Annotated in this window: 11 protein-coding genes; 9 read left to right on the top strand and 2 right to left on the bottom strand. The window is 72.7% G+C overall.

Annotation, left to right across the window (positions count from 1 at the left end; genetic code table 11):
* Positions 1-360 (bottom strand): hypothetical protein, encoded by a 360-nt coding sequence (locus ABT070_RS20145; protein ID WP_171396173.1) that lies wholly within the window; start codon positions 358-360, stop codon positions 1-3.
* A gap of 671 nt (positions 361-1,031) precedes the next feature.
* On the opposite strand from ABT070_RS20145, the gene ABT070_RS20140 reads away from it, so the two are divergent.
* The 8 genes from ABT070_RS20140 to ABT070_RS20105 all read left to right on the top strand — a co-directional run bounded on the left by ABT070_RS20140 (position 1,032) and on the right by ABT070_RS20105 (position 12,911).
* Positions 1,032-2,075: a methionine ABC transporter ATP-binding protein gene (locus ABT070_RS20140; RefSeq protein WP_351762284.1), complete on the top strand. Its 1,044-nt coding sequence runs from the start codon at positions 1,032-1,034 to the stop codon at positions 2,073-2,075.
* A complete protein-coding gene (locus tag ABT070_RS20135) occupies positions 2,072-2,809 on the top strand; it encodes a methionine ABC transporter permease (RefSeq protein WP_351762281.1) in 738 nt (245 codons plus the stop codon). The genes ABT070_RS20140 and ABT070_RS20135 overlap by 4 nt, the downstream gene beginning before the upstream one ends.
* A 76-nt stretch (positions 2,810-2,885) precedes the next feature.
* Complete coding sequence (locus tag ABT070_RS20130) at positions 2,886-3,713, top strand: MetQ/NlpA family ABC transporter substrate-binding protein (protein WP_351762278.1); 828 nt, start codon at positions 2,886-2,888, stop codon at positions 3,711-3,713.
* A gap of 169 nt (positions 3,714-3,882) precedes the next feature.
* Positions 3,883-4,521, top strand: coding sequence for a GNAT family N-acetyltransferase (locus tag ABT070_RS20125; RefSeq protein WP_351762275.1), 639 nt, complete (start codon positions 3,883-3,885; stop codon positions 4,519-4,521).
* 96 nt (positions 4,522-4,617) lie between these two features.
* Positions 4,618-5,841, top strand: coding sequence for a precorrin-6y C5,15-methyltransferase (decarboxylating) subunit CbiE (gene cbiE, locus ABT070_RS20120; protein WP_351762272.1), 1,224 nt, complete (start codon positions 4,618-4,620; stop codon positions 5,839-5,841).
* A 458-nt stretch (positions 5,842-6,299) separates the two neighbouring features.
* Complete coding sequence (gene cobT / locus ABT070_RS20115; protein WP_351762269.1) at positions 6,300-10,613, top strand: nicotinate-nucleotide--dimethylbenzimidazole phosphoribosyltransferase; 4,314 nt, start codon at positions 6,300-6,302, stop codon at positions 10,611-10,613.
* A 147-nt stretch (positions 10,614-10,760) separates the two neighbouring features.
* Complete coding sequence (cobA, locus tag ABT070_RS20110) at positions 10,761-11,993, top strand: uroporphyrinogen-III C-methyltransferase (RefSeq protein WP_351762266.1); 1,233 nt, start codon at positions 10,761-10,763, stop codon at positions 11,991-11,993.
* A gap of 63 nt (positions 11,994-12,056) precedes the next feature.
* Entirely contained in the window at positions 12,057-12,911 is an 855-nt protein-coding gene (locus tag ABT070_RS20105; RefSeq protein ID WP_351762263.1) for a TrmH family RNA methyltransferase, read from the top strand.
* Between the two features lie 70 nt (positions 12,912-12,981).
* Here ABT070_RS20105 and ABT070_RS20100 read toward each other — a convergent pair whose 3' ends face one another.
* On the bottom strand, positions 12,982-13,323 hold the full coding sequence (locus ABT070_RS20100) for a hypothetical protein (protein WP_351762260.1): 342 nt from the start codon (positions 13,321-13,323) through the stop codon (positions 12,982-12,984).
* Positions 13,324-13,696: 373 nt separating this feature from the next.
* Here ABT070_RS20100 and ABT070_RS20095 point away from each other — a divergent pair, with 373 nt between their 5' ends.
* Positions 13,697-14,137: an ATP-binding protein gene (locus ABT070_RS20095; RefSeq protein WP_351762258.1), complete on the top strand. Its 441-nt coding sequence runs from the start codon at positions 13,697-13,699 to the stop codon at positions 14,135-14,137.
* Positions 14,138-14,215: the final 78 nt, after the last annotated feature.

The following is a 14,215-nucleotide window of genomic DNA, read 5'->3' as shown; positions in this document are numbered from 1 at the left end:
TCAGCCTCCCCAGATGTCATAGAGCCGCACTTCGAGCACGGCGAGCACCACACCGCCCGCGGCGGCCGTCACCGAACCCCAGCGGGTCCGCTCGGACAGCGACATGAACCCCACCGCCGGAACGCACGCGACCGCTCCGAGCAGATACGCCACGAAGATCGTCGTACCCTGCTCCGGCTTCTCGCCCCGCGCCAGCTGGACGATCCCGACCACCAGCTGGATCACGGCCAGCAGGGAGACCACGGCCATCCCGATGAAATGCCAGTCCTTCGTCGGCTGGTCGCGGTAGGCGGCCCAGCCGCACCAGGCGGCGAGCAGCAACGCGGCGACGCCGGTCACCAGCGTCAGGGCATCAAGCATGCAGTGACCTTATTACGGCGTATCAGGCGTCCCGCGATCGGCCCCGGGCCCCGGTGTCCGGCGCGGGCCCGGGTCCTGGCCCGGTCCCGGAGGCAGGCCCCGGAGGCCGGTCCGGGGCGGGCGTCGGGGCTGCCCGGCCCGCGGTCCGGCGGCCGTGGCGTTGGCCACAGCCCGCCAGGCCCGCGGGCCCGCCGCCGGCCTCGCTGTGAAGGGCCTGTCAGCCTTGCGGGCGCTGGTCATGGGCGGGGCGGCGGGGATCTCGGGGCGCGGCCGGGGGTGGTCCGACGGCCGGCCCCGGCTGTCCACGGCTGTCCGGCATGCGGACGGCGGGGTCTTGGTCAGGACCGTACGTCTGCTTTACTGATGCTCATGACCACTACGAGCAGCCGCACCCTTGCGACCGAGGCGACCATGACGCCCGGTGCTCGTTGTATGTGTCGAATGTGCGCCTTCTAGAGGGCCCCCGCACCACCCCGAGCTCGCGCCCCGAAGCGAGACGCCGTGGCATGTCCGTGCGCCGCAAGTCCGCCGTACATGACGTAGCCGCGCCCCGCGCACATGTTTCTCCCCGGTTCCCCGCCACAGCGAGAGCCGTGTCGCGTCCCTGACAGCCTGCACCCGTGCGCCCGGGCACACCCACGCCCGCGCACTCGACAGTGACGGAAATCCACGTGATCACCACCACGGGCCTCACCAAGGTCTACCGCTCGCGCGGCCGTGAGGTCACCGCCCTCGACGGCGTCGATCTCCACGTCCGCGAAGGCGAGGTGTACGGCGTCATCGGCCAGTCCGGCGCCGGCAAGTCCTCGCTCATCCGCTGCATCAACCTCCTGGAGCGTCCCACCGCCGGCACGGTCACCGTCGCCGGGCAGGACCTCACCGCCCTCGCCGGGCGCGGACCCCGGGCCGGCAAGGAGCTGCGGCAGGCGCGCAGCCGGATCGGCATGGTGTTCCAGCACTTCAACCTGCTGTCCTCACGGACCGTGCAGGACAACGTCGAACTGCCCCTGGAGATTCTCGGCGTCTCGGGACAGGAACGTTCCCGCAAGGCGCTGGAGCTGCTCGACCTGGTCGGTCTGGCCGACAAGGCGAAGTCCTTCCCGGCCCAGCTCTCCGGCGGTCAGAAGCAGCGCGTCGGCATCGCCCGCGCGCTCGCCGGCGACCCCAAGGTGCTCCTCTCCGACGAGGCCACCAGCGCGCTCGACCCGGAGACCACCCGCTCCATCCTCCAGCTGCTGCGCGACCTGAACCGGCAGCTGGGCCTGACCGTCCTGCTCATCACCCACGAGATGGACGTGGTGAAGTCGATCTGCGACTCCGCCGCGCTGATGGAGAACGGCCGCGTCGTCGAGTCCGGCACGGTCGGCGAACTGCTCGCCACCCCCGGCTCCGAACTGGCCGGCGCGCTCTTCCCGGTCGGCGGCGAGGCCACCGACGAGGACCGCACGGTCGTCGACGTGACCTTCCACGGCGAGGCCGCCACCCGGCCCGTCATCTCCCGGCTGTCGCGCACCTACAACATCGACATCTCCATCCTCGGTGCCGCCATCGACACCGTCGGCGGGCTCCAGGTCGGCCGGATGCGCATCGAACTGCCCGGCCGCTACGAGGACAACGTCGTGCCGATCGGCTTCCTGCGCGAACAGGGCCTCCAGATCGACATCGTGGACAACGCGGCCCAGGAGCCCGTTCTGCTGAAGGACGGTGCCAAGTGACCTGGTCCGAGATGCAGCCCCTGCTGTCCCAGGCGTGTTGGGACACCCTCTACATGGTCGGCTGGTCCACGCTCATCGCCGTCGTCGGCGGTCTGCCGCTCGGCGTCCTGCTGGTCCTGACCGACCGGGGCGGCCTGTTGCAGAACCTCGTCGCCAACCGGGTGATCGGGCAGGTCGTGAACATCGCCCGCTCGCTGCCGTTCATCATCCTGATGGTCGCGCTGATGAACTTCACCCGCACGATCACCGGGACGACCATCGGCCGCGAGGCCGCGATCGTGCCGCTCGCCATCGGGGCCATCCCGTTCTTCGCCCGCCTGGTCGAGACGGCCGTCCGTGAAGTGGACGGCGGACTCGTCGAGGCCGTGCAGGCGATGGGCGGCAACACCTGGACGATCGTGCGCAAGGTCCTCGTGCCGGAGTCCCTGCCCTCGCTCATCGCGAGCACCACGACCACGATCGTGGCCCTGATCGGCTACTCCGCCATGGCCGGCACGGTCGGCGCCGGCGGACTCGGCGACATCGCCATCCGCTACGGCTACCAGCGCTTCGAGACCGAGCTGATGTGGATCACGGTGGCGATCCTCGCCGTCGTCATCTCGCTCATCCAGTTCGCCGGCGACTACGCGGCCCGCTCGCTGCACCGCCGCGGCGGCAGCTCGGGCCCCGCGCCCAGGCTCCGCCTCCTGAAGGCCAAGGAGCCGGCCGCCGCGGACATCAGCAAGGTCGCCTGAGCCCTCCCCGGGCCGTTCCCACAGATCCCCCGCACACCCCACGCGGGTCGTCACACCCTCAGGAAAGGCACTTTTCGTGCGTAACACCGCCAAACTCACCACCGCAGTCCTCGCCGTCGGCGCCCTCACCCTGGGACTCACCGCCTGCGGCTCGGACAAGGACTCCGCCTCCGACACCAGCGGTCCGCTGGTCGTCGCCGCGAGCCCGACCCCGCACGCCGAGATCCTGAACTTCGTCAAGGACAACCTGGCGAAGAAGGCGGGACTCGACCTGGAGGTCAAGGAGTTCACCGACTACGTCACGCCGAACACGGCGACGGAGGACGGCTCGGTGGACGCCAACTACTTCCAGAACCAGCCGTACCTCGACGACTTCAACAAGAAGAACGGCACCCACATCGTGCCCGTCGTCACGGTGCACCTGGAGCCGCTCGGCCTCTACTCCCACAAGGTCAAGAGCGCCGACGCCCTGAAGAGCGGCGCGACGATCGCCGTCCCGAACGACAGTGTCAACGAGGCCCGCGCGCTCAAGCTGCTGGCCGCGAACAAGCTGATCACCCTCAAGGACGGCGTGGGCAACGAGGCGACCCCCGCGGACATCACCGAGAACCCGAAGAAGCTCAAGTTCAAGGAGCTGGAGGCGGCCCAGACCCCGCGCTCCCTGGACGACGTGGACGCCGCCGTCATCAACGGCAACTACGCCATCGAGGCCGACCTGAAGCCCGCCTCGGACGCCCTCGTCCTGGAGTCCGCCACGGACAACCCGTACGGCAACTTCCTCGCCGTCAAGGACGGCAACGAGGACGACCCGCGAGTGAAGAAGCTGGCCAAGCTCCTCACCTCCGCCGAGGTCAAGAAGTTCATCCAGGACAAGTACGACGGCTCCGTCATCGCCTCGTTCTGAACACCGTGACCGGCCGGGGGACCGGCAGGTGCGCCCGGGGTCCACTCCTTCACTTGGTGTGGACCCCGTGGTGTGGTTCCGTGCTCACATGCTGCATGCTGGGCAGTTCAGCGGACCCTGACGGGGCGGCAGGTCACACCCCGAAGTCTCGAAGGTTACGGAGCGGCGCATGACGAGCACCTTCCCCAACATCTCCATCAGCACGGAGCGGTTGGTGCTGCGTCCCCTCGACGAGGACGACGTGCCCGCCCTGGCCGACATGATGAACGACGAGCAGGTCGCGGCCTGGACGGCCGTGCCGCAGCCCTACGACCAGGTGGCCGCCCGCCGTTGGATCACCGACCACGCGCCCACCGAACGCACCGAGGGCCGCGGCCTCGACCTCGCCGTCACCGAGTTCCTCACCCAGCGCCTGGTCGGCGTCGTCCAGCTCGCCAAGACCAACTGGCACGTCCGTTCCACCGAACTGTCGTACATCATCGCGCCCTGGGCGCGCGGTGAGGGCTACGCCTCCGAAGCGGCGCTGGCCACCGCCCAATGGCTGGTCCGCGACCAGAAGTTCGAGCGCATCGAGCTGCGCACGGCCGCCGACAACACCGCCTCCCAGCAGGTCGCGCAGAAGATCGGCTGTATCAGCGAGGGCGTGCTGCGCGGCGCCTGCATAGCGCGTGCCCGGGCCGAGGACGGCAGGTGGAACGAGGTGCGCACCGACTACATCGTGTGGAGCCTCCTCCCGGAGGACCTGGAGGGACCCGGGGAGCACTTCGCGGAGAGCGGCGGTTTCACGTCGTACACCGACTGGAACTGACCCCCGGGCCGGTGCCGCCCCCATTGCCGTGACCCACCGACCAGGTACCCTCACGGAGCCCGCTACCTGCGTGAACCCCGGGGGAGACTGACGACGATGGCCGACCGCGTCACGGTGATCGGATGGGACGGTTCGCCGCTGACCGCCGCGGCCCGCTCCGCCCTGGGTGCCGCCACGCTGGTGGCCGGTGCCCCCCACCACCTGACGCTGCCCGAGGTGCCGCCCGCGGCGGAACGCGTCCGGCTCGGCAGCGTCTCCCTCGCCGCCCGCCGCATCGCCGGCCACCGCGGCACCGCGGTCGTCCTCGCCGACGGCGACCCGGGCTTCTTCGGCGTCGTACGGACCCTGCGCGCACCCGAGTTCGGCCTGGAGGTCGAGGTCGTCCCGGCCGTCTCCGCCGTCGCCGCCGCGTTCGCCCGGGCCGGCATGCCCTGGGACGACGCCCAGGTGGTCGTCGCCCACCGGCGCACCCTGCGCCGCGCCGTGAACGTCTGCCGCGCCCACACCAAGGTCGCCGTCCTCACCTCCCCGGGCGCGGGCCCCGCCGAGCTCGGCCTGCTGATGGAGGGCGTGCACCGCACGTTCGTCGTCTGCGAGGAGCTCGGCACCACCCGCGAACAGGTCAGCGTCGTCACCTCCGACAAGGCCGCCGACCACACCTGGCGCGACCCCAACGTCGTCATCGTCATCGGCGGTCCCACCGGGCCGGTCGTCTCCGGGGACAGCGGCTGGATCGCCGGCCGCGACCCCGCCGCCGGCCCGCGCGGCTGGGCCCTGCCCGCCGAGGCGTACGGCGGCGGACTCGGCGAGGGCGAGGCGGAGCTGCTGCGCGCCGCCCAACTCGCCCGGCTCGGACCGCGCGTCGGCGACCTCGTCTGGGACATCGGCTGCGGCAGCGGCGCCTTCGCGACCGAGACGGCGCGGGCGGGCGCCGCCGTGATCGCCGTCGACCGGGACCTCGACGCGTGCGCCCGCACCGACAGCTCAGCGCGCCGCCACGGCGTCCAGCTCCAGATCGTCCACGGCACCGCCCCGCACGTCCTGGAGAACCTGCCCGAACCCGACGTCGTACGGATCGGCGGTGGGGGAGCGGCCGTGGTGTCCGCCGTCGCCGACCGCCGACCGCAGCGCATCGTCACCCACGCCGGCACCCGCGACGCCGCCGAACTCGTGGGCCGTGACCTGACCGAGCACGGCTACCGCGTCGAGTGCTCCCTCGTCCAGTCCGTCGAACTCGACACGCGGGCCTGGACGGAACGGGAGCGGAGCGTCGCGTTCCTCCTCACCGGGGAAATCGTGCGGCGCGCATCGCCTCGTTGAGGCCGGCGGACAGGTGAGGGACACGTGAGGGACGCGTGAGGGGCCGGTGTCGGACGGGCGGCGGCCAGGGCCTTTCCGACCGCCGATCGTGACCCGGCGCGCCCTCCCCGTGATCCTGTTGTCGTACCGCGCGCGGTAGGCTGGCCGATCGTCGTACCGCTTCCGGTCGCCCGGCGCTTCGTCGGTCAATGTCCGGAAAACGCATCCCTTTTGGGGTGGGTGTGGTACGGCAGAACCGGAGGGCGCGCAACGTGGCGCAGTCCACAGCGGGGCGTCGCGGATCAAGCTGTCGCGACGCGACTACGGCCGGGACAATGCCACTGAATGGCTTTGTCGCTTTTTCGGGCGGGTCGTTCGTGCCGCTGGGCGCGGACGCTCGTTCTTCACTACGGGGCGGTCGGTGCGCCGCTCCGGGTGAGCTGGTCGTAGAAGCACTAACCGATGGGCGAGGGGTACGCATGACCGACACCGGCCAGGTCCCGGGCGAGGGGTTGCCGGAGAGCGTAGGCATGGTGGAACAGCCGGGCGCCCCCGCGCACGGTGCGTACACCTACCTCTCCGAGACCACCGCCGAGGACGAAGACCTGTTGCTGCTGCCGGGTGCCCAGAGCGCGTGGGGCAACGAGGTGGCGCCGCCCGCCCCCGAGCCGGTGGTCGAGACGGTGCACGAGCCGGGCCCGCACGAGACGGCCGGCCGCGACAGCGGTTCGGTCGACCTCAGCGCCGTCCGCCTGCCCGGCCCGTCGGTGCCCCAGGCGGCCCCGCGCCGCCCCCTGCACCTCGGCCCGCAGATCCCCGACGCCTCCGCGAGCCCGGTCCGCTCCCTCGCCGATCGCGGCCCCGCGGGCGCGCCGGTGCGACAGTCCGGCCCGTCCGCGTCCGGCCCCGAGTACCTCGACGTCCCGCACCTGCGCGAGATGCCCCCGCAGGGAGCGTCCCCCTGGGGCGCCGCGCAGCCGCCGGTCGTGCACGGGGCGACGGCCGCGGAAACGGTTGCTCCGGCGACGGTCGCGGCAGCTCAGCAGCGCGAGCCGGTCGGCGTGGCCCAGGCCGTCGTGGCCCGGGTGGCGACCGAGGCCATCGCCGCGACCGCGCCGCAGGGGTCCCAGGAGTCCCAGGAGTCCGTGGTCGTCGACGCTGCGACGCCCGTACCCGCGCAGACCGCCGGGACCTACGGAGTCGTCGACCCCGGTGAGCTGTTCGGCGCCGCGATGATGGCGGAGGCGGAGGAGGCACCCACGGCCGAGGTCGCGGAGACCGGGCAGGACGCGGCCGACGTCCCCGTCCCCGTCTCCGGGGACGACGGGACCCCGGACGCCGGCGCCGTGTCGGCCGTCGACACGCCGGTGGAAGCGGTGCCGGCACCGGAAGCCGCACAGGACCCCGATGCCGCGTACGCGGAGCAGCCGGCCGTCGCCGTCGCCGTCGCCGCCGAAGGCACCCCGCCGGCCGAACCCGCCGTGGCCGAGGCGCCTGCCGTGGCCGGGGCGCCTGAGGTGAGCGAGGCGGCTGAGACGGCAGAGCCCGCCGAGGTGGCAGAGCTCAGCGAGGCGGCAGAACCCACCGAGGTTCCTGACGCGCACTCCGTTGCGGAGACCGTCGCTCAGGCCTCCGTGGCCGAGGTCGGGCGGACGAGCCCGGTCGAGGCGCCTCAGCAGCACGAGCCCCAAGGACCTCAACAGGCCCAGGAGGCCCAGGAGGCCCAGGAGCACGAGGCGCCTCACGCGGATCTCGGCGACACGCCGGCCCAGGCCCACGAGGCGCCCACGGCGGAGGCGGTCCCGGCCGCCGAGTCCGTTCCCGCACCCGCCGCCGCTTCCGAAGCGCCCGTGCCGGATCCCGTCGTGGTCCCGGCGCCCACCCCTGCTGAGCCCACCCCCGCGCCCGCGGTCGCCCAGCTTCCCGAACCCACGACGACCGTCGGCCCCGATGTGCCCGAGCCCGCGGCGCCCGCCCCGGAACCGCCCGGCCCCGTGGCCGAGGCCGTCGCCCCCGAGGCACCCTCCGTGCCGGAGGTCTCCGCCCCCGTGCCCGCCGCCGCTCCCGAGCCCGTCCTGCTCGTCGACGCCTTCGTGGCGTCCGCCGAGATGGCCGCCGCGGCTTCCCTCGAGCCCGTCGAGCCGACGGCCCCGCAGGCGGAACCCGCTCCGGAGCAGGCCGTCCCGTCGGCCCAGGACGTCCGGCCGACACCGGAACCGGAGCCGGAGGTGGAGGCGTCGAGCGGGACCTCGGCGGAGGCCGCCCACATCGCGGCCCCCGCGTCTCTCATCCCGGATGCACCCGCTCCCGACACGACTCCGCAGCCCGAGCCCGAGCCCGTGGTCGCACTCGAAGCCGAAGCCGAAGCCGAACCCGCGCCCGAGGTCCTGACCGAGCAGCTGGAGCCCGTCCCGGCAGCGACCCTGGCGGAACCGCAGCCGGAGCCGGAGCCGCAGCCGGAGCCGTCGGCGGCCGAGTCGCCGATCGAGGCACCCGCCGCGCCGGCCTCCCCCGAGCCCGTGGCGGTCCCGGTCTCCGTCCCCGTGGACGCCACCGCCGTCCCGCAGCTCCCGCAGCCGGAGTTCGCGCACCCGCACCCGCAGCCCCTCCGGCAGCCGGCTCCCGCTCCCCTGGTTCTCCAGCCGGAGCAGCCGGAGCAGTCCGAGCAGCCGGACCGGTCGGCGCCGTCGAACCGGCCCGCCGCGGACCAGCCCCTGGGCCATTTCGTCCCGGTCGAGGGCCTGGTGCCCACCACCCCGCACCTCGCCCCCACCCCGCCGCACCCGCTCGTGCTCCCCACACAGGAGCAGGCCGCCCACGCGGCGGTGGAACACCCGCCGGCGGAACCGCACCAGGTCGCCGACACCGGCGCCGCCGCTCCCGCCCTCACGGTCCCCGCCCCTCGCGGCGCCGACCCCGCTCCCGCCCCGGCGATCCCGGACACGGAGCCCGAGACCGGCATCGACCCCGATGTCGCACAGAGCCCGGAGGACCTGGAGACCAGGGCCGCCGACCAGGAAGAGAGCCCGGCCCCAGTGGAAGAAGTTCGAGAGTCCACCGGCCCCGCCGCGCCCGCGTACGACGACGCCGAGCGCGAGGCCGTCCTGAAGGTCATGCGTGAGCGCCGGGACATCCGCAACGGATTCCGCGCCGACCCGATCCCGCACGAGGTGCTGCTGCGTGTCCTGGAGGCCGCTCACACCGCGCCCTCCGTCGGGCACTCGCAGCCCTGGGACTTCGTGGTCATCCGCTCCGCCGACACCCGGCGCGCGATGCACGAGCTGGCGACCCGTCAGCGCGACGCGTACGCGAAGTCGCTGCCGAAGGGCCGGGCGAAGCAGTTCAAGGAACTGAAGATCGAGGCCATCCTCGACACCCCGGTGAACATCGTCGTCACCGCCGACCCGACCCGCGGCGGCCGCCACACCCTCGGCCGGCACACCCAGCCGCAGATGGCGCCGTACTCCTCCGCGCTCGCGGTCGAGAACCTCTGGCTCGCCGCCCGCGCCGAGGGTCTCGGCGTCGGCTGGGTCAGCTTCTTCGACGAGCGCGAGATGGTCCGCGCGCTGGGCCTGCCCGACCACCTCGAGGTGGTCGCCTACCTCTGCGTCGGATACGTCGACGAGTTCCCGGACGAGCCCGAGCTGATGCAGGCCGGGTGGGCCAAGCGCCGTCCGCTGTCGTGGGTCGTCCACGAGGAGACGTACGGCCGTCGCGCGCTGCCCGGCGAGGACCCGCACGACCTGCTCGCCGAGACCGTCGCCAGTGTCCGCCCGCTCGACGCCAAGGCGCTCGGCGAGGCCTGGGAGCGGCAGAAGCGGATGACGAAGCCGCCGGGCTCGCTCGGCATGCTGGAGATCATCTCCGCCCAGCTGTCCGGCCTGTCCCGGCAGTGCCCGCCGCCCATCCCGGAGCCCGCGGCCGTCGCGATCTTCGCCGGCGACCACGGTGTTCACGCGCAGGGGGTCACCCCCTGGCCCCAGGAGGTGACGGCCCAGATGGTCGCCAACTTCCTCGGCGGGGGAGCGGTCTGCAACGCCTTCGCCACCCAGGTGGGCGCGGAGGTCTGCGTGGTGGACGTGGGCGTCGCCGCCGACCTCCCCGCGACCCCCGGCCTCCTGCCCCGCAAGATCCGCGCGGGCACGTCCGACATGACCACCGGCCCCGCGATGACCCGCGACGAGGCCAAGCAGGCCATCGAGGTCGGCATCGAGACCGCCCGCGACCTGGTCGCCGCCGGCAACAAGGCGCTGCTCACGGGTGAGATGGGCATCGCGAACACCACGGCGTCCGCGGCTCTCATCTCGGTCTTCACGGGCGCCGACCCGGCCGAGGTCACCGGCCGTGGCACCGGTATCAACGACGAGACCCTCGCCCGCAAGACCGAGGTCGTGCGCCGCGCCCTGGAGGTCCACCAGCCCGACCCGGCGGACCCCATCGGCGTCCTGGCCGCGATCGGCGGCTTCGAACACGCGGCGATGGTCGGCCTCCTCCTCGGCGGCGCCTCCCTGCGTACGCCCGTGATCCTGGACGGCGTCAGCGCCGGCGCCGCCGCCCTGGTCGCCCGCGCCATCGCCCCCGAGGTCCTCGCGGCCTGCATCGCGGGCCACCGCAGCGCCGAACCCGGTCATGTCGCCGCCCTGAACAAGCTGGGTCTGCGCCCCCTGGTCGACCTCGACCTCCGCCTCGGCGAGGGAACGGGCGCCCTGCTCGCCCTGCCGCTGGTGCAGAGCACCGCACGGGCGATGCACGAGGTGGCGACGTTCGATTCGGCGGGCGTCACCGAGAAGTAGGGCCCGCTCCGGGGCCGGGGGCACGCGCTTGTGCTGCCCCCGGCCCCGCCGCATGCTGAAGTCACCTCTAAAATGCGCACGTCAGGGCCGCTCCAGAGCCGCAGCGCCCACCCTCTGCTCTCTGCCCGTACGAGGAGCCGCACCCTCATGGCCGAACACCCCGCCTACCCCGTAGGCCTCCGTCTCGCCGGCCGCAGGGTCGTCGTCCTCGGCGGCGGCCAGGTCGCCCAGCGCCGTCTGCCCGCGCTGATCGCGGCCGGCGCCGACATCCACCTCGTGTCCCCGGCGGCGACGCCGTCGGTGGAGGCGATGGCGGACGCGGGCGAGATCACCTGGTCGAGGCGTCCGTACGCCGACGGCGATCTCGCCGAGGCCTGGTACGCCCTCATCGCCACGAGCGACACCGAGGCGAACGGCCGGGCCTCCGTCGAGGCCGAGGCGCACCGCGTCTGGTGCGTCCGCTCCGACGACGCCGACGCCGCGACCGCCTGGACCCCGGCGACCGGCCACAGCGAGGGTGTCACGGTCGCCGTGCTCACCACCGACGCCCGCGGCCGCGACCCGCGCCACACCGCGGCCATCCGTGACGCGGTCGTCGAGGGCCTGCGCGACGGCACCCTCGTCGCCCCCCACCACCGCACCCGGACCCCCGGCGTCGCGCTGGTCGGCGGCGGTCCCGGCGACCCGGACCTGATCACGGTGCGCGGGCGTCGTCTCCTCGCCGAGGCGGACGTCGTCATCGCCGACCGGCTCGGACCGCGCGACCTCCTCGCCGAACTCCCGCCGCATGTCGAGGTGATCGACGCGGCGAAGATCCCCTACGGCCGGTACATGGCCCAGGAGGCCATCAACAACGCGCTGATCGAGCACGCCAGGCAGGGCAAGTCGGTGGTCCGTCTCAAGGGCGGGGACCCGTATGTCTTCGGCCGTGGCATGGAGGAGCTCCAGGCCCTCGCGGAGGCCGGCATCGCCTGCACGGTCGTGCCGGGCATCTCCAGCTCGATCTCGGTGCCGGGCGCGGCCGGCATCCCGGTCACCCACCGGGGCGTGGCCCATGAGTTCACCGTGGTCAGCGGGCATGTCGCTCCCGACGACGAGCGTTCCCTGGTCGACTGGCCCTCCCTGGCGAAGCTCACCGGCACCCTGGTGATCCTCATGGGCGTCGACAAGATCGGGAAGATCGCCGAGACGCTCGTCGCGCACGGCAAGTCGCCCGACACCCCGGTCGCCCTCGTCCAGGAGGGCACGACGGCCGCCCAGCGCCGCGTGGACGCGACCCTGGCGACGGTCGCCGAGGCGGTCCGCACGCAGGAGGTCAGGCCCCCGGCGGTGATCATCGTCGGCGCGGTCGTCGCCGTCGGCGCGCGGAGCTCCGAGTAACCGCGGGTAACGCAACCGTTCCGAGCCGTTGGCAGCACACCCAGGACAAGGCAGTATCACCCTGTGGCCGATCTCATCACCGTTGAGGACCCCGACGACCCGCGCCTGCGCGACTACACCGGCCTGACCGACGTCGAGCTGCGCCGCAAGCGCGAGCCCGCCGAGGGCCTGTTCATCGCCGAGGGCGAGAAGGTCATCCGCCGGGCCAAGGACGCCGGGTACGAGATGCGCTCCATGCTGCTCTCCGCCAAGTGGGTCGACGTCATGCGCGACGTCATCGACGAGCTTCCGGCACCGGTCTACGCCGTCAGCCCGGAGCTCGCGGAACGGGTCACCGGCTATCACGTCCACCGCGGCGCGCTGGCCTCCATGCAGCGCAAGCCGCTGCCGGACGCCGCCGAACTCCTCGTGTCCGCCCGCCGGGGTGTCGTCGCCGGGGACCGGCAGGACGGGGCCGGGGAGCGCGTCGCGATCTTCGAGGGATTCGTCGATCACGCGAATCTCGGAGCGGCCTTCCGGAGTGCCGCCGCGCTCGGCATCAAGGCGATCCTGCTGTCACCGGACTGCGCGGACCCCCTATACCGGCGGGCGATCAAGGTGTCGATGGGCGCCGTCTTCTCGGTCCCCTACGCACGGTTCGAGGCCTGGCCGGCCGGCCTCGACGTCGTGCGCGACGCCGGGTACGACATCCTCGCCATGACCCCGGACGAGAAGGCGACCCCCCTCGACGAGCTGAACCCGGAACGCTTCGAGAAGAGCGCCATCATGCTGGGCTCGGAGGGTCACGGACTCTCCACGTACGCCCTCCGCGCGGCGGACGAGTGGGTACGCATCCCCATGTCCGCGGGGGTCGACTCCCTCAACGTGGCGGCCGCTTCCGCCGTCGCGTTCTACGCGACCCGGCCGCGGCCCGCCTGAGAGCCGACGGCACGCGAAACGAGGGCCGGAGCACAGAGTGCGTCCGGCCCTCACCTGCGCGTGGCCATGGTCAGCGGTGGTGGCACTCCCAGTGCCCCTTGACCCACTGGTGGTCCCAGTGGCCGTGAACGTAGACCCACTTGTAGGTGTAGTGGTTGTCCCAGTGGCCGTGGTGCCAGGTCTTGTGGTTGACCCGCTTCTTCTCCCAGTGGCCCTTCACCCACTTCTTCTCCCAGTGGCCCTTCACCCAGTGGCACTTACCGTCGTGGTCGGTGGTCACCACGGACGAGGGGGAAGGGGGAGCGGGGGCCGCGGTCGCCACGCCGGACATGCCGAGCAGGGCTCCTCCGGCCAGTAGGCCCGTCGCGGCGGCCCCGGCCACCAGGCGGCGGGCTCGCAGGAAAGCGGTCATCGGACACATCTCCCTTGAACGTTCAGCGAAGAGCACGGGCGACGAGGGCGGTCCGTTCCCGTCCACCGGCCACGCCGGTGGGGTGGGGTGGATCCGTGAGGAACGCCGTTCCTCGTCTCGCTGTGCCGGACGCGGGGGATTCGGACCCGAAAGCCGGACGGATGACGACAAAGCGGAAAAATGTAGCGGCAGCATAAAGACCGAGACCGTCCACGCGGATCTGCGGATCCGCGGATCCGCGGACCCCGGGCTCGCCCGGGCGGGTGAGAACCTGGGGCTTTCGTGTACAACACGGCGGCATCCGCGTGCTGTGCGGCTACGAATCCCCTGCGAACCAAAGCCGTCCCCGACGAGTCGTTCCAGGGGAGCTCTCATGACCATGACCACGTCACCGCCGACGTCACCGCCCACGACGGCGTGTTGTGCCGTCGCCCTGCCGCACTCCAGGCGGGCCCCGTCCCTCGCCCGTCAGGTCAGTGAGAGATGGCTGGAGGCGACCGACCCGGTCGACCGCGTGCCGGACGCGGTCCTCGTCGTCTCCGAACTGGTGACCAACGCGGTCCGCCACACCTGTGGTCCCTGCGTGCTGACGCTGACGGTGCGCGACGGCCGGCTGGACATCGCCGTCGCCGACCACAGCGAGGAGCTCCCCGAGCTCCGCCGCCGTTCGGACGGCGACGAGCGCGGCGGCTTCGGCATGGGGGTCATCCGCGGGCTGGGCGGACAGATCAGGCTGGTCCCCGCCCTCGGCGGCAAGACCGTCCACGTCCTGCTCGACCTGAGATCCCCGAGCGGCCCGTCCCCGGAGCGGTGAGGAGCTTCCCGGCGCAGGTCCCCTCCCTCCGCACACGCCGCGGGCGGGCCGTCCGAACCCAGCACGAGGCACGAGGCA

Origin of the sequence: Streptomyces sp. NPDC002884 (assembly GCF_040295245.1) — a bacterium.
In the GTDB taxonomy this organism is placed as follows: domain Bacteria; phylum Actinomycetota; class Actinomycetes; order Streptomycetales; family Streptomycetaceae; genus Streptomyces.
Note: the sequence above shows the minus strand (reverse complement) of the source record. Positions and strands in the feature narration are given on the sequence as shown.